At 38.8% G+C, this 17,722-nt stretch carries 16 protein-coding genes and 1 pseudogene; 6 read left to right on the top strand and 11 right to left on the bottom strand.

From position 1 onward, the window contains the following. Positions 1 to 38 precede the first annotated feature (38 nt). Positions 39 to 1,214, bottom strand: coding sequence for an acetyl-CoA C-acetyltransferase (locus tag LQ203_RS22375; RefSeq protein WP_230161511.1), 1,176 nt, complete (start codon positions 1,212 to 1,214; stop codon positions 39 to 41). Continuing rightward, on the bottom strand, positions 1,211 to 2,158 hold the full coding sequence (locus LQ203_RS22380) for a 3-hydroxyacyl-CoA dehydrogenase family protein (protein ID WP_230161513.1): 948 nt from the start codon (positions 2,156 to 2,158) through the stop codon (positions 1,211 to 1,213). The genes LQ203_RS22375 and LQ203_RS22380 overlap by 4 nt, the downstream gene beginning before the upstream one ends. Positions 2,159 to 2,410: 252 nt before the next feature. Between LQ203_RS22380 and LQ203_RS22385 the strand changes: the two genes are divergently transcribed. Further along, positions 2,411 to 3,187, top strand: coding sequence for a 3-hydroxybutyrate dehydrogenase (locus LQ203_RS22385; protein WP_230161515.1), 777 nt, complete (start codon positions 2,411 to 2,413; stop codon positions 3,185 to 3,187). Between the two features lie 225 nt (positions 3,188 to 3,412). Here the strand turns inward: LQ203_RS22385 and LQ203_RS22390 are convergent, their stop codons facing one another. Next, a complete protein-coding gene (locus LQ203_RS22390; protein WP_230161517.1) occupies positions 3,413 to 3,967 on the bottom strand; it encodes a cysteine hydrolase family protein in 555 nt (184 codons plus the stop codon). A 428-nt stretch (positions 3,968 to 4,395) separates the two neighbouring features. Further along, positions 4,396 to 4,818 (bottom strand): SRPBCC family protein, encoded by a 423-nt coding sequence (locus LQ203_RS22395; RefSeq protein ID WP_230161519.1) that lies wholly within the window; start codon positions 4,816 to 4,818, stop codon positions 4,396 to 4,398. Between the two features lie 402 nt (positions 4,819 to 5,220). Here LQ203_RS22395 and LQ203_RS22400 point away from each other — a divergent pair, with 402 nt between their 5' ends. Together LQ203_RS22400 and LQ203_RS22405 are read left to right on the top strand one after the other, a co-directional pair. Continuing rightward, positions 5,221 to 5,583: a helix-turn-helix domain-containing protein gene (locus LQ203_RS22400; protein WP_230161521.1), complete on the top strand. Its 363-nt coding sequence runs from the start codon at positions 5,221 to 5,223 to the stop codon at positions 5,581 to 5,583. A gap of 240 nt (positions 5,584 to 5,823) precedes the next feature. Beyond that, entirely contained in the window at positions 5,824 to 6,684 is an 861-nt protein-coding gene (locus LQ203_RS22405; RefSeq protein WP_230161523.1) for an isocitrate lyase/phosphoenolpyruvate mutase family protein, read from the top strand. 147 nt (positions 6,685 to 6,831) lie between these two features. On the opposite strand, the gene LQ203_RS22410 is transcribed toward LQ203_RS22405, so the two are convergent. From LQ203_RS22410 to LQ203_RS22430, 5 genes and pseudogenes are all read right to left on the bottom strand, one after another. Further along, positions 6,832 to 7,158, bottom strand: coding sequence for an AzlD domain-containing protein (locus LQ203_RS22410; RefSeq protein WP_230161525.1), 327 nt, complete (start codon positions 7,156 to 7,158; stop codon positions 6,832 to 6,834). Continuing rightward, complete coding sequence (locus LQ203_RS22415) at positions 7,149 to 7,883, bottom strand: AzlC family ABC transporter permease (protein ID WP_230161527.1); 735 nt, start codon at positions 7,881 to 7,883, stop codon at positions 7,149 to 7,151. Before LQ203_RS22415 ends, LQ203_RS22410 begins: the two co-directional genes overlap by 10 nt. 187 nt (positions 7,884 to 8,070) lie before the next feature. Further along, positions 8,071 to 8,193 (bottom strand): annotated as a pseudogene (locus tag LQ203_RS22420) (GNAT family N-acetyltransferase); the annotation flags it as partial. Between the two features lie 150 nt (positions 8,194 to 8,343). Continuing rightward, positions 8,344 to 8,961, bottom strand: a complete 618-nt coding sequence (locus LQ203_RS22425; protein ID WP_230161528.1) for a LysE family translocator — start codon at positions 8,959 to 8,961, stop codon at positions 8,344 to 8,346. Positions 8,962 to 9,333: 372 nt separating this feature from the next. Beyond that, complete coding sequence (locus tag LQ203_RS22430; RefSeq protein WP_230161530.1) at positions 9,334 to 10,638, bottom strand: hypothetical protein; 1,305 nt, start codon at positions 10,636 to 10,638, stop codon at positions 9,334 to 9,336. 447 nt (positions 10,639 to 11,085) lie between these two features. Here LQ203_RS22430 and LQ203_RS22435 point away from each other — a divergent pair, with 447 nt between their 5' ends. From LQ203_RS22435 to LQ203_RS22445, 3 genes are all read left to right on the top strand, one after another. After that, positions 11,086 to 12,615 (top strand): AbgT family transporter, encoded by a 1,530-nt coding sequence (locus LQ203_RS22435; protein ID WP_230161563.1) that lies wholly within the window; start codon positions 11,086 to 11,088, stop codon positions 12,613 to 12,615. Between the two features lie 113 nt (positions 12,616 to 12,728). Then, on the top strand, positions 12,729 to 13,988 hold the full coding sequence (locus tag LQ203_RS22440; protein WP_230161532.1) for an amidohydrolase: 1,260 nt from the start codon (positions 12,729 to 12,731) through the stop codon (positions 13,986 to 13,988). 48 nt (positions 13,989 to 14,036) lie between these two features. After that, positions 14,037 to 15,443 (top strand): M20 family metallopeptidase, encoded by a 1,407-nt coding sequence (locus LQ203_RS22445; RefSeq protein ID WP_230161534.1) that lies wholly within the window; start codon positions 14,037 to 14,039, stop codon positions 15,441 to 15,443. Between the two features lie 936 nt (positions 15,444 to 16,379). On the opposite strand, the gene LQ203_RS22450 is transcribed toward LQ203_RS22445, so the two are convergent. Then, complete coding sequence (locus LQ203_RS22450) at positions 16,380 to 16,883, bottom strand: DinB family protein (RefSeq protein ID WP_230161536.1); 504 nt, start codon at positions 16,881 to 16,883, stop codon at positions 16,380 to 16,382. A 254-nt stretch (positions 16,884 to 17,137) separates the two neighbouring features. Beyond that, complete coding sequence (locus tag LQ203_RS27580) at positions 17,138 to 17,344, bottom strand: YjcZ family sporulation protein (protein WP_290370635.1); 207 nt, start codon at positions 17,342 to 17,344, stop codon at positions 17,138 to 17,140. Positions 17,345 to 17,722: the final 378 nt, after the last annotated feature.

Genomic DNA, 17,722 nt, shown 5'->3' on the forward strand with positions numbered 1-17,722 from the left:
TTTCCCCCATTATATCATAGGAAAATGAGGCCGAGTTATTACCGTTCCACAATCAGCGCAGTTCCCTGTCCGCCGCCAATACATAAGGTAGCAAGGCCGGTTTTTGCATCTCTACGCTTCATTTCATACAATAAAGTCACTAAGATGCGGGCACCAGAAGCACCTACCGGATGACCCAGAGCAATCGCCCCACCATTTACATTCACTTTCTCCGGCTTCAGTTCAAGGTCCTTAAGCACGGCAAGGGACTGTGCCGCAAAGGCTTCATTCACTTCCATCAAATCAATTTCATCTACTGTCAATCCCGCTTTTGCTAAAGCTTTTCTTGTCGCAGGCACTGGACCGTATCCCATGATTTTCGGATCAAGCGCAGCATTTGCATAGGACTTAATAGTTGCTAACGGCTCCAGACCCAGCTCGTCTGCTTTTTCTTTTGACATCAGGACCAGCATTGCACCCCCATCATTGATTCCAGAAGCATTTCCGGCCGTAACCGTACCATTTTCCTTAAAAGCAGGACGAAGCTTCGTTAGTTGTTCTATCGTCAGCCCATGACGTGGGTGTTCATCTTGGTCAACCAAAATCGTCTTTCCTCTACGTTTATATTCAACAGGTACGATTTCATCTGCAAATCGTCCTTCTAACTGGGCCTTCTCAGCCTTCATTTGGCTATATAAAGCAAATTCATCCTGCTTTTCTCGGCTGATTTCCCACTGTTCGGCAATATTCTCCGCAGTTACGCCCATATGATATTGATTAAAAACATCCGTTAAGGCGTCATACGTCATTGAATCTACTGCTTCGGCATTACCCATTTTCTGTCCAAAACGATAATTTGGAAGTAAATATGGGGCATTGCTCATGCTCTCAATACCCCCAGCAAGAATCACATCGGCATCACCGAGGGCAATGAATTGGGCCCCCATTATTACCGTACGTAAGCCTGACCCGCAAAGTTTATTAATGGCCATGGCCGGAGTTGTTTCCGGAACCCCTGCATGAATCGCAACCTGACGTGCCACATTTTGTCCTAATCCAGCAGATAGAATATTCCCGATCAATACCTCATCTATCATGTCAGCCGAAATATTTGCCCGCTTAATCGCTTCCTTTGCTGCCACAACCCCTAGTTCAACCGCTGAAACATTGGCAAGACTACCCCCAAACGTACCAACTGGTGTCCTTGCTGCCCCTACAATCACTACTTCTCTCATAATTCTTCCTCCTTCTCCATTTTTAATTTTCCCAGTTTAATAAAATTACGGTCCCTCTTATTGATTCTCTGAGAAACGGTAGATTCCTCATACGTGAATATCCCTTCTCCCGACTTCGTCCCCAGCTTCCCCTCATCCACCAAATCACGAATCAAAACAGGAGCTTCCTTACTTTGATCCAATACTGGTGAAACATTATCAAAAACACGCTGCCATGTATCCAGTCCGCCAAAATCAGCAATCTCGATTGGCCCAGTAAAGGCCCATCGAAACCCTGGTCCTGCCGTTATCGCTGTATCAATATCCTCAGCATTGGCAACACCCTCTTTTAATAGATAAAAGGCTTCCCGCATCAAGGCGGTCTGCAAACGATTAGCAATGAATCCTGCTATTTCTTTTTTCAATAGAATCGGAGACTTACCGATTTTACGCATCAAATCACATGTTGTCTTGACGATTTCCGGCTTTGTTTCGTTATGCTGAACGATTTCAACCAATGGAACCAAATGGCCAGGATTAAAGAAATGCGTGATGACCATTCGTTCCGCAAACGAAGCCTTCTCCATCAATTGAGAAATCGGAAAAGTCGATGTATTTGAAGCAACAATTGCATCCGGTTTGATTATTTTCTCCAATTGCTCATATAGATTTAACTTTAACTCGATTACTTCCGGAATAGCCTCAATGATAAAATCAGCATCCCTTACGGCACTTTCCAAATCAACACTATATGTAATATTAGCTAATGCACCTTGCTTTTCCTGTTCTGTCAAAACCCCTTCCTCAATGAGCAGTGATAGATTCTCAGAAATTCGATCTTGGGCATGTGATAGAAACTCTTCCTTAATATCGTTGATGGTGACGAAATACCCGCCAGCTGCAAAAGACAAAGCGATTCCACTTCCCATTACACCTGAACCGATAATGGCAATTTTTTTAATCATCCAGCTTCCCCTTTCCATTTTAAATAACCTGTATTTACTCACATTTTATTCATGCAATATCTATGCCAATGCTTAGGAAAACAAAATTCTTTTGTTATGTTGAAAATCATGTTAGACTCTTACTCATTAACCTAAACCATATTTTTATAACCTTCCCTTTATATTTCAAAGTTTGCTTCCCAATTGAAACATTCCCTGTACTTAACATAAAATGACAGATAGGCCATTACATTTTTTTTGGAGGAATGTAATATGGTTAAAGATAAAGTGGCGATAATTACCGGATCTGCGAGAGGAATTGGCTTTGAGATTGGTAAGATATTTGCTGAAAATGGCGCAAAGGTCGTTTTGTCCGACCTAAATCAAAACACAGTTGAAAAAGCTGCTTTAGACCTAAGAAACAAAGGCTTGGAAGTTATTGGATTAAAAGCGGACGTAACAAGTGAAGAGGATATTATCCAACTAATCAAACAAACTAAAGACAAATATGGACGAATAGATATTTTCATTAATAATGCAGGCCTTCAGCATGTTGCACCAATCGAGGAGTTTCCAACTGAAAAATTCGAATTGATGATCAAAATCATGCTGACCGCTCCATTCATTTCGATTAAAAACGTTTTGCCTATCATGAAAGAACAAGGCTTCGGCAGAATCATCAACATCTCTTCCATTAACGGTCTAATTGGATTTGCCAACAAAGCAGCGTACAATAGTGCAAAACACGGTGTTATCGGATTAACGAAAGTCGCCGCCTTAGAAAGCGCCTCTTTAGGCATAACCGTAAATGCCCTTTGCCCAGGATACGTGGACACACCTCTCGTCCGCGGTCAACTGGAGGATTTAGCAAAAACAAGACAAGTACCACTAGAAAGCGTTTTGGAAGAAGTCATCTATCCACTCGTCCCACAAAACCGCTTGCTCGATGTAAGCGAAATTGCCGACTACGCCATTTTCCTCGCAAGCGACAAAGCACGGGGCATCACCGGCCAGGCAGTTGTGTTAGATGGTGGGTATACAGCTCAATAAAAGGATACATCTGTAAAATGACGATTACCCGAATAGACGACACCAAAAAAGTGTCCTTTATTCGGGTTTTTCTATATCGAGCAAGACCTAAATTTTTTTCACATTACAACCAAGGGATAGCAGGTTGCATTCCTGCTCAGGTAAAAAATAAACAAAAAAAGCGATTCTTATTAAGAATCGCGCCCATCTGCAAAAGAACCAAAAATAAAAGGTTACTTGGATCCCTTATTGAGGGTTCATTTCACTTTTCATCCAGTCAAGATCTGATGATTTTTCCAAAGTAATCGTTGCATTTGGACTCCAAAAATTCTTTAACGTTCCATGGGTATGTTCGATAATGCGAGGGGCTGATAGGTGATCGGCATCATTCGTTGTGTGGGCGTCAGTGATAAGGGTGACGTCATAATTCAAATCAAAGGCTCCTCGGCATGTGGAATCAACACAGTATTCCGTCTGTGCACCACAAATGTAGAGGTGCGTTGCGCCAAGCTTGTCGAGTGTTTGTTTTAAAGGTGTGTGAGTAAATGAATTCGGTACGGTTTTATGGATGGTAACCTCTTGATGGAGGGGGTTCTCAAGTCGCGGGTGAAGCTGCCACCCAGGTTCGCCTTTTCTCATTGGACCTTCTGGATGTTCGTGCTGAATATACATTATCGGAATCTGTTGTTCTCTTGCACAACGAATTAATCGGTTGATGTTGTCAATTGTCTTATCCCGTTTATACCCGTGTTCCACGACGGCCGTTTGCACATCAATGATAACTAATACTTTCTTTCCCAACCGTAAACACCTCCTTATTTCATTTGTTTTCATTATAACAAAACTCTGACTTGTTATATATTAGATCTTTCCTATCCTTATCCTCATGAACTGCCCCACTTTCTTGGGAAAAGGATGATATCTCGGCTCCTGACAGTGGAGAAGTGACAGGAATACAGACACTTGATAATTTAAATGGATTCACATATCGCATGGTCGGGTCTCAAAATCTGGTTATATATCTGGCTTACCATTTCTTGGTGATAATCATCAAGAGAAAAGCGAACAGGATAAAGATGATATCGGCTTTTTGCGTGTATAACAATTATAGGCTCACCCATATTTGGCCTGACTAATATGGATGAGCCTTATATATCTTTATAGCTAACTGTTGTTGAAGATTCTTTGACTGCTACTATATATGTTGCAGCTTTTTCATAGCCATCCATTTATTTAACTAATGCCGCTCTCAAATTAATGCCATATTCCAAATAACCCTTTAAACAGGTCAACATATAAACCCAGCCCTCTTTATTATCGATCATTTGACTGATTAACTCATCATCATTTTCCTTAAAGCCTTCTTCGTTGACTTCAATGATTGTACTTGAATTATCCAACTCTTCTAGCGTAATAGTTACAATATGTCCTTCTCCCCACTCGAAAACAATTTTCTTATGTTCATCGATTTCGATTACTGTTATATCTGCTTGTGCATTGTATTCATCATATCTCAAAGTAATCGTCTTGCCTTGTTCCCACCTTTTTGAACTCGATGAAAACCAAAAATTTCCGATTTTCGCAGGATCAACGAAGGCTTCAAATACTTCATGAGCTGGTTTTGAAATTTGAAATTTCGTAAGGTTATTCATATTAGTAACTCCACTCTCCTTCAAGGAATTTTTATACTAGACATTGTGACAAGATAGCATGATGGTTTGATACTTATTGCACGATTGTTGACTGCTCTTCTTCAAGGTTACACGCTTAATCAAGAAAGAGCAATCTAGGCAACATGGAAATAATGGTTTTAAAGCAACGTGCCTTTTAATTCCTGCAATCCATGTATCTGCTTGAAGATATTTAAAGCATTTCCCACTATTCCTGTTACTTCTTATTCTCTATCAATAGCCTCTTTTTACCTTTTGCGCCAATGGTTCCAATTATTTTTGTGTGTAACTTGTATGTTTAAGCATGGTCTTATAATATTATGTTAGTTACAAATTTGGACGTAGTCATAAAAACAGGACCATTAGGAAAGAGAGGGATTTAGCATGGCTCGAACTTCATTTCAGGGTGAAATTCCCAAGGAACAAATAGAGGTATGCCCAGTCACAGAAGCACAAAATGTCATTGCAGGTAAATGGAAAATCATTATTCTCTGGCATTTGAAAGAGACAAGGCGATTTGGTGAGCTTCAAAGATTGGTGCCGGGAATCTCAAAAGGAATACTGACTAGTCAGTTGAGGGAATTAGAAAGAGATCAAATGATAAACAGAAAAGTGTATCAACAAGTACCTCCAAAAGTTGAGTACTCTTTAACCAATGCAGGGGAAAGTTTTATACCGATACTGGAGAGTATGGGAGAATGGGGTAAAAAATATACAACGAGTGTAAAGAACAAGAGCACCCAATAATAGAATGATTTTTTATGGATTTTGACTGTATCTCAAAAATAATAGGATATAGTCTCTATATGACTCCCTTTTCACACGGTTGCTCCCATCGGGGAAATGAAAACAATATTTATGTCCTAGACGAGTCGGATCAAAGTTCATGCATCCATTGTGCTTTCCATATTTCGATGACCCTTGATATGTCTATTGCTTACACTAAACAAAAGCAGTAAAGTTACTTGGAAAAGGAGAGATACTTTTATGAATGATCAGAAGCAAACTATAAAATTCCATACATTTAAGCAGCTTCATAGCCAATCATCTACGTTTGTACTGCCAAACGCTTGGGATGCCAGTAGCGCCAGAACTTTTCAAGAAAGTGGATTTAAAGCGATTGGTACAACAAGTGCTGGTATGGCCATTTCATTAGGTTATTCAGATGGTGGAAACCTACCCTTTGAAAAATTGATCGAATCTCTCAAAATGATCGTCGATTCTGTGCATGTTCCTGTAACGGCTGATATTGAGTTTGGCTACGGAACTTCTATTGAAGAAGTGGTAGAAAACGTTAGACAGGTTCTTTCAACTGGAGTGGTTGGAATTAACCTTGAAGATGGGACAGGAAATCCGGAGGATCCTATTTTTGATAGTTCATTACAAGTTGAAAAAATAACGGCCATCAAAGAAATGACTCGATCATTGAACATGCCTTTATTTATCAATGCACGTACTGATCTGTATTGGTTGAATATTGGTGACCCTGCGACTCGTCTTCAGTCTGCCATCAATCGGGCAAAAGCTTATCAACAGGCAGGCGCAGACTGTATTTTTATTCCTGGTGTAAAAAATATGGATACCATCGAAAAGCTTAGACGGGAAATTTCTTGTCCAATCAACTTGTTAGCTGGGGCAGATACACCTTCTTTGAATCAGCTATCTGAACTTGGAATTGAGAGAGTTAGCAGTGGATCTGCACCTTTTAGAGCCACGGTATCATTATTAAGAAAAATTAGTGATGATATTATCAATCAAGGAAATTTCCAGCGAATGATAGACGACGTGATCACTTATAACGATGTGGCTGAATTGCTAAAGCCATGTACAGATAAAAATGAGATCTAACCACATGCCCATCTAGCTTGAGTGAATTTGTACCCAAAACGAAGAAAATGCCGCTTTATCATTCAAAAAAGCCGATTTCCTATACAAGGAATCGGCTTCGATGATTCTTTTGCGTTGAGTTAAGAATCAGATTGAGTGAAAAAAAAGTTAAATGAACCAACGTAAACCCATGAAGAAAATAACGCCCGCAATTACAGTTGCCAGTAAACTGCGTGTCTTTATCGCAATAAAAAAAGTGGGTATAGCTGCTAAAAGTTCAACATTATTCGTAAAAGACGCAATTTTCCCGTCATGCATCAATATCTCCTGACCTATCAAAGCAGCAATAACCGAAATGGGGACATAATTTAACCATCGCATTCCCCACTCAGGTAATTCAAAACGACTAAGAACCATAAGTGGAACAACCCTTGGAATGAAAGTTACGATAGCTGCTCCTAAAATAATCAAAAAAACATCCAATCTTACTTCCATTTTTCCACCACCATCCCTATCGTTGAGGCAATGATTGTAGCAACAATGATCCCCATACTGCTGGAAAACACGAAAGAACTTGCCACTGCAATCACAACTGCAATGATGGCGACAGCAACATCGATTTTGATTTTACTTCTACCTAATATGGAAATGACGAGAATTCCAATAAACATGGCTGGTAAGGCAAATTCCAGACCGAATTTTTCAGGATTTGAAATCCATTGTGCCAAAAGTGCTCCTGCTATATTGGCTAAAACCCAATTTAAATAGGCAGTTATATTGAGACCATGCATCCAATTTTCGCTGATACGCTTCTTGTGCGCAGTCTGGTTAATGGCAACACCAAATGTCTCATCCGTGAGCAGAGATCCTACTAGCATGTTCCTAAGTGGAGAAAGATGTCGAAAATAAGGAGAAAGTGCTGCACTTAGTAGTAGGTGACGAAGATTAACGAATAGAATGGTAATAATGATGGCAGTAGGAGAGCTACTTGCTGCAATCATCCCTGCAGCAATGAATTGAGCTGATCCAGCATAGAGAATTAAACTCATCAGGGCTATCTCAGCTATGCTAAGTCCCGCTGTCTTTTGAACGACACCAGCAGCTAACCCAATGCTTAAATAACCAAGCAACGTAGGGACGCAATCTTTTACCCCTTTAATAAAACGATCCTCTTCTCTTTGAGATCCAAGTGTATCCACATGGACGTTCTCTAGACTCATCTTATTCCCTCCTTGCTCTAATTTTTTCTCTGGAAGTTATAAAAATCTAAACGTGATTGAAATACGTTCAAAATACAACATGAAACAGATCATGGTCGTTTTTCCAGAGATTTTCACTTTCTGAGGACCCTATTCTTGCTTCATATTTGCGAACATCATTACCCCCATGTTTAATCACAACGTTTTTCTAAATGAATAACCATTTATCATAATCTAATTTCTCTTCATAAAAACGGTGAGCTTTTATTCGTTGAATCCCAGATTCCAATGCCACTCCATTTTCTTTTGCCCAGTTATGTATATAAGTTAATTCCCCCTCAAGTTACCTTACATTAATACCGTGGTTCTCTCTTCAACCAAACTGCCCATTTATTCGCAAAAAGAAGAGCTGCCTTAAAGACAGCTTCGATTCTAAGACTAAGCACCTTCAATTGATTAACAATTGATAATCATTTACATATTATTCGTTTGTTTGAAGAGCTAGCTTTATTCCCAAACCAATGTAAACTACCCCTATGGCTTTCCCAAACCAATTTGAACCCTGGTTAGATTTGACGATTAACTTATTACCAATTGTACTTGTTAGGAACACTAAGAGAGTGGTATATAATATGCTCATCAGTACAAATGTTAACCCGAGCATCAAAAGCTGAATTGTCACTGGTGAACCATCACTTCGTACAAATTGTGGTAAGAAAGCTAAGAAAAATAGTGAAGTCTTGGGGTTTAGTAATTCAATTAACATAGCCTGGCGAAACGATAGCTTATTGTTCACTTTCTTCGTGATAGGTTTTTTTTCAACTTTTTTTGTTTTTTCAACCAAAGCTCTTATCCCTAAATAAACTAAGTATGCTGAACCTAAATATTTAACCACTCCAAATGCAAGTGTAGATGTCATTAATATCGCAGAAAGTCCAACAACTGCCGCAAGAGTATGTATTAAATCACCAACAGCAATACCCAAACCTGTGATAATTCCATTCCTTTTTCCACCTTTTATAGTTTGAGTTATTGTCAAAAAAACAGCGGGACCTGGGATTAAAAATAACATCAAAACAACTATCACGAAAGTCAACATCATACATCGCTCCCTTCAATTGTAAATCCGACCAATACATCGTTTATATTAACACGTTTAACATAGTAAAATAGACGCTTTATTCAATAATCCGATCCCGTTTGTTGCTATAGAAAAAAGCTGATTGCCACCGCCGTTTAAAGAAGTAGTTTCCGTAAGCTAGACCTAGGAATCCCTTTGCATACCCATAAAGCAAAAATAACCCCCAAAACGTTTAAATGAACTTCTTTGTTAAAGAAAGCCCCAAATTTTGTTCGGGGGCACTACATAACTTTATCTTGATGGCAATGTTCTACGATAGTTAAGGAACATCCTCAAAACTTTCAGCGAATTTTAATTTGCATTTACGCGTGTATCAAGAACTCCGAGGTGTTACTTCTTTAACATATAAATTTTACGAGGTCTTCCCCGAGGCGATTGAAGTTCTTCTCCTTTGTACTCCACTAGACCACATTCACTTAAACTACTCATAATTCTCTGGGCATTTCGAACGGACATGGATAAATGAGAAGCTAAGTCTGAGGAGGTGAAGCCATCCCAGCCCATACGATCAATCAATGCTTCTATTTTTTTATACGTTTTTACACTAATGTTAGCCTGATTTAATTTATCTAGCAGTTCTTTATCATTAGAACGGGAGGTATATGCCAATTGTTCTTCTTGACCTACAGATTCTATCATTAAACCATCTTCCTGGATAACGACGATCCCTGAACTTTCTTGCTTTTTCGAATGACGGATCGCTTTACGAGCATTGATTTCAGCCGATGCAGCCGTCTCACCAAAACCAATACCAACTGCAACTGAGACACCCATATCAAGGGCCAGTAATTGAACAGTACTTTGCAAACTACCAATTTCTCGTTCAATTGCCTTCCGTGAACTAAATATTTGATAGCGGCCGTTTCCATTTTCTATGAGGGATCCATCTAATTTTTCGCAAAATGAAAGCAATGTTTGTTTAATTTTCAGCTCCAAATGCTGAAGATGATAACGAATATTGACCTCGTCCACAAATTGATCAAACTGATCAATTTCAATAATCTCTACACCTATCTGACTATCTTTAAAATAGGTACTTTTTGCTTTTTCAATCAAAATCTTGACCGCTTGCCGAATTTCCATCTTTGTCATATTTATTTTGTAGACAGCAACATTTTCTTTCTTCAAGGCCTCATATACAGATTGTAAAACGGTTAGGACACCATGTATCTCCCCTTCCTTCCACAACTGAAGATGAAATTGAACAATTTCTTGATAATCATATTGTTCATCAAATGTTTTTATATAAATATGTTCGGTGGAAATCCCTAACTCTTGCAGCGACTCATGCAAAAAAAAGTCTTCCAATCGAATCATATCGATGGATAACTTATCGAAAAAATGTTTTTGATCTGCAGACATTTGTAATAAACATCTATATAAACTAGATCCTACAGGAGGACAATATGTAAAATTGGCCTCTGAATCCAACATTCCTTTTGCTATTCTATAAGGAACTGGTCCAGAGAAAAACCAACCATTTACTGTACTTTGGTGATTTTTTATAATGTCCGTAACCTCTCGTGCATCTTCATATGGAAAATCAATAAAATCTATTTCATGCTCAAATTCATTAGTTACATCCCGAATTTTCTTTAAAGATGCAAGTGGACCTACAACACCAATTTTATACAAGTTTCCTTCACCCCTACACCCTACTAGTAGATTTATTATATCAAAATAACCAATTAACCCCAACAGGGAATAATATTGAAATCCAAATATTAATAACATGTAAAGCACCGTTTGACATGAATATACAGTGCTACTTTTTAATATGGTTAACTTCTCAATCGTGGTTACGAATGCATTTCAAGGATCCTAAGCCCATTGTTTGTTTAGCAAGATTCCTAAAACTTGAAAAAAAAGGATTATACTTTATCTGAAAATTCTATTGAAATAGATTATTCTTAATTATATAATACATTTAACGAAAATAACGCTAAGTGTTCGTTAAATGAAATCCAAGGTATGTATGAAGTGCTCGAAGGCTTAAGCAGGTTTAAACATGATTGGTACAAAAAAAGCACAAACTACAAATGGAAGAAGGCTTAGGAGGAGAATGTAATGGAACAAAAAGTAATGAAAGATACAACTAATCTGCAAAATCATAAAAAAGGTGGATTTTTCAATCAAGTAGAACGAATAGGAAACAAAATCCCCCATCCATTTATTTTATTTATTTATATGATTGCCTTTTTATTTGTTGTAACCGCTCTCTTATCCGTTTTCCATGTTTCGGCATCGGATCCCATTAGTGGAGAGAAAGTGGAAGTTCAAAACCTCTTAAGCCGTGAAGGCATTCAATGGATACTGCCGAATATGATTAAAAACTTTTCCGGCTTTCTACCACTAGGTTCTATTTTAGCCCTTATGCTAGGCGTAGGACTTGCTGAAAAAGTCGGTTTGTTAGAAGTTTTGATTCGGAAAATGTCGTTAAAGGTCTCAGGGAAATACGCGAGTTATTTAGTTGTATTCGTTGCCTTTTTTAGCCATGTCTCTTCTGATGCTGCGCTTGTTATTATGCCTCCTCTTGGAGCTTTAATTTTCCTTGCTGTGGGACGTCACCCTGTTGCTGGGTTGCTCGCTGCTATTGCCGGGGTTGGTTCGGGTTTCACTGCCAATTTATTAATCGTCACAACAGATGTCTTGCTATCAGGAATTAGTTCGGAAGTAGCTAATGGAATGAAAGCAAATTTGACAGTTAATGTTACCGATAACTGGTTCTTTATGGCGACTTCAGTTCTCGTACTTACGGTTGTCATTGCCTTGATTACAGATAAATTTGTTGAGCCGCGCTTAGGAAAATATGAAGGTAGCGGTCACCATAAAAAATTGGAGCAATTAACGAAGCAACAAAACAAAGCACTCCTTGCAACAGGTATTTCAGCATTGATTTTTATAGCTGTTATGGTCCTTCTAGTCGTTCCGGAAGGAGCACTATTACGGAATCCAGAAACTGGAGCTATTCTTCCCTCCCCATTCATGTCTGGTATTGTCGCGATCATCCTACTTTTCTTTTTTACAGTTTCTATTACGTATGGAGTTAAGGTGGGGGCAATTAAGAAACAAAATGATATTCCAGAATTATTAGTAGATCCAATTAAAGGAATGGCCGGATTTATTATTATGGTTTTTCCACTTTCCCAGTTTGTCGCTTGCTTTAACTGGAGTAATATGGGTAAATTTCTAGCATTATCCATAACAGATCTCTTAGAACAGCTAAACATAGATGGTGCACCCGTCCTTATTGGGTTAATGTTCTTATCTGGACTCCTATCTATGTTTATTGCCAGCGGATCCGCCATTTGGTCTATTTTAGCACCGGTTTTTGTCCCAATGTTCATGGTATTGGGTTATCATCCTGCCTTCGCCCAAATGTTGTTCAGGGTTGCAGATTCTTCTGTTCTACCATTAGCACCTGTATCTCCATTTGTCCCACTATTCTTAAGTTTCTTACAAGAGTATAGAAAAGATGCAAAGCTAGGAACATATTATTCTCTTATATTGCCATATCCGATTATCATCTTTATCATTTGGACGCTAATGGTAGTGGTTTGGTATTTCCTTGGACTCCCAATTGGTCCCGGAGTATATCCAAAATTACCGTAATTTGAAAAATCAAATGCGCCTTGTAGCCCCTTCAGTGACTTAAGGGGCTGTGATGCTTGGGCCAGGTCGAAATATTTATGAATTTCATCAAAGAAAATTAGGAGTGAAAAGAATTGGATATTATTTCATTAAGACGTGATCTGCATCAACACCCAGAAGTTGGCTTTACTGAATTTCGAACTGCTTCAAAGGTAGTGGAAGCACTAACTTCATTATCATATAACGTGATATTTGGGAGAGATGCTTTAGATGGGGATTCCCGCCGTGGAGTTCCCCCTACAGAAGTATTAGAAGAAGCATTTAATAGAGCATTGCAAGATGGTGCCAATCCAGAAATTCTCCAAGAAATGAAGGGTGGATATACGGCCGTTATCGGTATAGTAAAAGGAAAAACAGAAGGTCCAACTATAGCCTTCCGGTTTGATATGGATGCATTACCTGTTACGGAAAGTACTGATTCTGACCACTTCCCACAAACAAACGGTTTTCGCTCCAAATATGAAGGGAATATGCATGCCTGTGCTCATGATGGACATACCGTAATTGGCTTAGGGCTTGCTGAAAAATTAGCGGACCGGAACTTCGCAGGAACGGTCAAGCTTATTTTTCAACCAGCTGAAGAAGGAGTGCGCGGTGCCTATTCAATTGTACAAAAAGGAATTTTGGATGATGTGGATCATATATATTGTATGCACCTTGGCACAGATGTCCCTTTAGGAGAATTTCATGGTGGTTCTTCAGGCTTTTTAGCAAGTACGAAAATGGCCGCTCATTTTCATGGGGTATCTTCTCATGCAGGTGCTTCTCCTGAAAAAGGAAAAAATGCATTATTAGGAGCAGCCACTGCATTATTGAATATTCATGCTATCCCAAGATTTAGTTCAGGCTCAACCCGCATAAATGTAGGTATTCTCAATGGCGGAACAGCCGCTAATATTATTCCAGCGCATGCAAAAATGGTCATTGAAACCCGGTCTGTAACCGAAGAAACAAATGCAGAAATAGAGAAACGCGTTCGAAATATTGTGGCTCACAGTGCAGGTATGCATGAGCTTGAACATGAAATTGAAATTATAGGACAAGCAATTACGATTCAATGTGATCAGGAACTCGTCGAGCTAGCTATGGAAGAAGCCAGAAAAGTAGATGGTTTTTCAACAATCAAAGCAAGTAGGGAATCCGGTTCTGCAGGAAGCGAAGATGCAAGTTTTATGATTCGGAGAGTACAGGATAATGGTGGTAAAGGGACATATATGATTATCGGGACCGATATTCCTGCACCACATCACCATCCTAAATTTGATATTCAAGAAGAAGTTTTACCGAGAAGTGTTGAACTGTTGAATCTTATTGCAAGACGACTATTAAAATAATATTTCATTTTTTAATCGAATGAATAGATAGGAAGGAACGAGTGTACTATGACACATGTAAATAGACTATCAGAAATCATTGAACAAAAAAAAGAAAAATTCATTGAAGTTAGTGACCGTATATGGAATTTTGCAGAAACACGATTTGAAGAATATCAATCTGCTGAATTACTATGCAGCACATTAGAAAGCGAAGGCTTTTCTATTGAAAAAGGTGTTGGAAACATAGAGACGGCATTTATTGGGAGCTTTGGTACTGGTAAACCCGTTGTGGCAATCATGGGAGAATTTGATGCGTTGTCAGGTATGAGTCAAAAAAAAGCTACAGCTAAACAAGAGCCAATTGTACAAGGTGAAAACGGCCATGGATGTGGTCACAATTTACTTGGTACGGGATCCTTAGCTGCTGCTGTTGCGGTGAAAGATTATATGGAAGAGAATCATTTAAATGGGACAGTTCGTTTTTATGGATGTCCTGGAGAAGAAGGAGGATCAGGCAAAACCTTCATGGTCAGAGAAGGATTGTTTGATGATGTTGATTTTGCATTTTGTTGGCATCCACTGGATGTTAACGGCATTATGTCGATGGATTCGCTTTCGAATTTCCAAGTGTATTATAAGTTTAAAGGCAAAAGCTCTCATGCAGCAGCATCACCACATTTGGGACGGAGTGCTTTAGATGCCGTAGAACTTATGAATGTTGGCGTGAACTATTTAAGGGAGCATATTATCCAAGAAGCAAGAGTCCATTATGCAATAACGAATTCTGGTGGTTTATCACCTAATGTTGTCCAACAAGATGCAGAAGTTCTATATTTAGTACGAGCTCCAGAAGTTTCACAAGTGCAAGATATTTACTTAAGAGTTTGTAATATTGCTAGAGGCGCAGCCCTTATGACAGGAACTGAAGTAGAAATTGTTTTCGATAAAGCCTGTTCTAATGTTATTCAAAACACAGTGTTAGAATCCGTCATGTATAAGAACTTTCAAGAAATAGGTATTCCACAACACGATGATAAGGAAAAACAGCTTGCAAAAGAAGTGCGTGATACCTTAACCGAACAAGAAAGGAATAGTACAACAAATCCGTTTAAAGATAGCCAAGATGATGCTATGGCAAGCTGGCTAGAACCCATTGAAGGCTGTCAATCACCATTAACAGGTTCCTCGGATGTGGGAGATGTTAGTTGGATTGTTCCTACTGCTCAATGCACAACAGCTTGTTTTGTTCTTGGATCCCCTTTGCATAGCTGGCAGTGGGTTACACTCGGATCAACATCCATTGCCCATAAAGGTATGCTTCATGCTGGCAAGGTTATTGCGGCAACTGCAGTGGAAGTGCTCCAAAATCCAGAACTAATAGACAAGGCAAAAGCAGAGCTAAAAGAACGATTAAAAGGGAAAAGCTATGTCTCCCCTATTCCGCAAGATGTAAAGCCCTCAGCTAAAAGATAAGACTTGGTTAGAGTGGATGTAATGGAAATATTTCATTAAAATGATGACCATTGTTCATAGCATATATTTTTGAGTACTCTTTCGATAAAGAAATCGCCCAGGAGGACGGAATACCCCCTGGGTGCTTTTAGTGAATTAGCCGTATAAAAAGGGATCTTCATTGGAAGTTCCCTTTAGACTTTAGACCCACTCGATAATAATTGAGTGGGTCTAAAGTTTTTTTGGTTTATTGGACGTAAGACGCTCGCTTTCCGCGGGCGGTCCGCCCTCGGCGCCTTTGCGCATGCGGGGTCTTCCTTGGACGCGTATAATTATTGGCGTTATTTTAAGTTCCATTCAAAACGAGGAAATTCCTGAATATCTTAAAACAAGTTCCAAAACTGTATTAAAAAATTAATATGTAGTTGATGATATAAGAATAATCAGCCAGTACAAAGCCTGAAAATCCCCTATAATTTTTATTCTTCAATTAACTCAAACAGCATGAATGTCATCAGCATACTTTAATAAGGCGTCTTTTCATATTTAAGGATAAAACGCTTAACCCAACCAACAACTAAGCCAAACCCAAAAATCAATAAAACTAGATCGTTGTTAGATATTTTTCCTTGAAGAAGAATAAACAGTAATACTGAGACGAATATAACCATAGATAGAAAACCAACGTCAATACGCTTCATGAACCCACCCTTACCTAGATTGATATTTTACACTTTTCACCCTCGTTTACTTCGTAGTTTGTATCTAATGCGTCACAAAAGATGCAACTATCTAGCGTAAAAGAAAGAAAATAAATTAATCATACCTTCTATTTTCGGCTATTGAACTCTTCCTCATTTGTTCCATAAAGAAGGCACCCCCTTATTAAAGAGCGCACCATTCGTTAATGAAGGAACTTTTCCATTTTAAGTGAATTTTTTGTTTGAGTCACTTGTTCTATTTAGAATATAGGTAAAGACCAAAATCTTGCATAACGGAGGTGTGCCCCATTTGACGCAACATGGTAGCTATATTGCCACGGTGATATGATCCGTGAGTGACAACGTGTAGTACGGATTCAGAAATAGAAGTTTCAAGCAACCCAGCATAAGGGTTATCCACCACCATCAACTTTTCAATATCTTTTTGACTGTTCAGAATTGCTTTGTTTCGGTCAGATAGGTCAAGAAATTTCATTTCCATTTCCTCAATACTTTTCGTTTCCAACTCTTTTCTTATTTGATCCGTATACCCCATTGCTTCATTCATGCTTTTACCTGAGAGTATGTCAAACCATGCGAGATCTGTAAGATAAATGTGGGACAACACCTTTGAAACAGAAGAAAAACCACTCTGAATTTCCTTATGATAAATGCCCTGTGGAAGTTCTTTTAAACGTTCAATTATAACTCCATTTGCCCAGACGTGGTAGCTATACATTTTTAATGCGGGATGTGTCATTTAAATCCCTCCGTATTCACCAGTTTTTTGTATTATAACTTCAGCTAAATTATGGGAATTATTAATATATGTATTCTGGTTTAGTTATAATAATCCTTCTTCAGCTAACCTGCCCCGATCGTTTATCCAATCAATCGCTGCAACGAATGTATTATGGAATATAGGACTGGATTTTCCCAATCGTCCCCAATCAACAATGAATGGACAATTACTTGAAGAAGCCGACCAAAAAGGGTCGGCTCTTTTAAATACTATTAGCAGAAACCGCCATAGCCTTGACCTTGAACGGGGGCATAACCGCCACCGCCACCGTAACCTCCATCACCACCGAAACAAGAAGCTCCAACAATGATTAAGAGTATAAACAAAACGACTATAAAAGCGAAACCGCCACCAAATCCACCAACACCGTTATCACAACCACAACTTGATTCATGACCACAACTTGACAATAGAAACATCTCCTTATTTGTTTGAAGGAGGAAATTAATTATATGGGTTACTTTACCATATGTACTACTTAGGATAATGACACAATAATCTGCCCCTTTTAAATTTTCAGGAGCTATATACAACTCCTTTTTTGTTGCGATAAATAGATATTTTTCCCTGGAGATGAGACACGTTAACCATGACATATCATTCTCCTTCTTCAGCTAACCTGCCCCGTTGGCGCCATAAGAAAAAGGCTGCCTCCATTTTAGGATCCAAATGGTTGGATGGCACAAGTTGATCTCGCTGAATAGAATTCTGGTTGGAAAGTATCCTTATTACCTCAAGATTAATACAGACTGTAGGCAATAGGAGCTCTATCTAACTCTTAAACAAGGTTGATTGGA

Origin of the sequence: Peribacillus sp. Bi96, from assembly GCF_918698115.1 — a bacterium.
In the GTDB taxonomy this organism is placed as follows: domain Bacteria; phylum Bacillota; class Bacilli; order Bacillales; family DSM-1321; genus Peribacillus.

What these genes read in the sequence shown, in the direction of transcription:
- LQ203_RS22380 (WP_230161513.1), bottom strand. Translation starts at nt 2,158, where the DNA reads ATGATTAAAAAAATTGCCATTATCGGTTCAGGTGTAATGGGAAGTGGA.
- LQ203_RS27580 (WP_290370635.1), bottom strand. Translation starts at nt 17,344, where the DNA reads ATGTTTCTATTGTCAAGTTGTGGTCATGAATCAAGTTGTGGTTGTGAT.
- LQ203_RS22425 (WP_230161528.1), bottom strand. Translation starts at nt 8,961, where the DNA reads ATGTTGACTTTCGTGATAGTTGTTTTGATGTTATTTTTAATCCCAGGT.
- LQ203_RS22435 (WP_230161563.1), top strand. Translation starts at nt 11,086, where the DNA reads ATGAAAGATACAACTAATCTGCAAAATCATAAAAAAGGTGGATTTTTC.
- LQ203_RS22400 (WP_230161521.1), top strand. Translation starts at nt 5,221, where the DNA reads ATGGCTCGAACTTCATTTCAGGGTGAAATTCCCAAGGAACAAATAGAG.
- LQ203_RS22375 (WP_230161511.1), bottom strand. Translation starts at nt 1,214, where the DNA reads ATGAGAGAAGTAGTGATTGTAGGGGCAGCAAGGACACCAGTTGGTACG.
- LQ203_RS22405 (WP_230161523.1), top strand. Translation starts at nt 5,824, where the DNA reads ATGAATGATCAGAAGCAAACTATAAAATTCCATACATTTAAGCAGCTT.
- LQ203_RS22395 (WP_230161519.1), bottom strand. Translation starts at nt 4,818, where the DNA reads ATGAATAACCTTACGAAATTTCAAATTTCAAAACCAGCTCATGAAGTA.
- LQ203_RS22410 (WP_230161525.1), bottom strand. Translation starts at nt 7,158, where the DNA reads ATGGAAGTAAGATTGGATGTTTTTTTGATTATTTTAGGAGCAGCTATC.
- LQ203_RS22450 (WP_230161536.1), bottom strand. Translation starts at nt 16,883, where the DNA reads ATGACACATCCCGCATTAAAAATGTATAGCTACCACGTCTGGGCAAAT.
- LQ203_RS22415 (WP_230161527.1), bottom strand. Translation starts at nt 7,883, where the DNA reads ATGAGTCTAGAGAACGTCCATGTGGATACACTTGGATCTCAAAGAGAA.
- LQ203_RS22385 (WP_230161515.1), top strand. Translation starts at nt 2,411, where the DNA reads ATGGTTAAAGATAAAGTGGCGATAATTACCGGATCTGCGAGAGGAATT.
- LQ203_RS22445 (WP_230161534.1), top strand. Translation starts at nt 14,037, where the DNA reads ATGACACATGTAAATAGACTATCAGAAATCATTGAACAAAAAAAAGAA.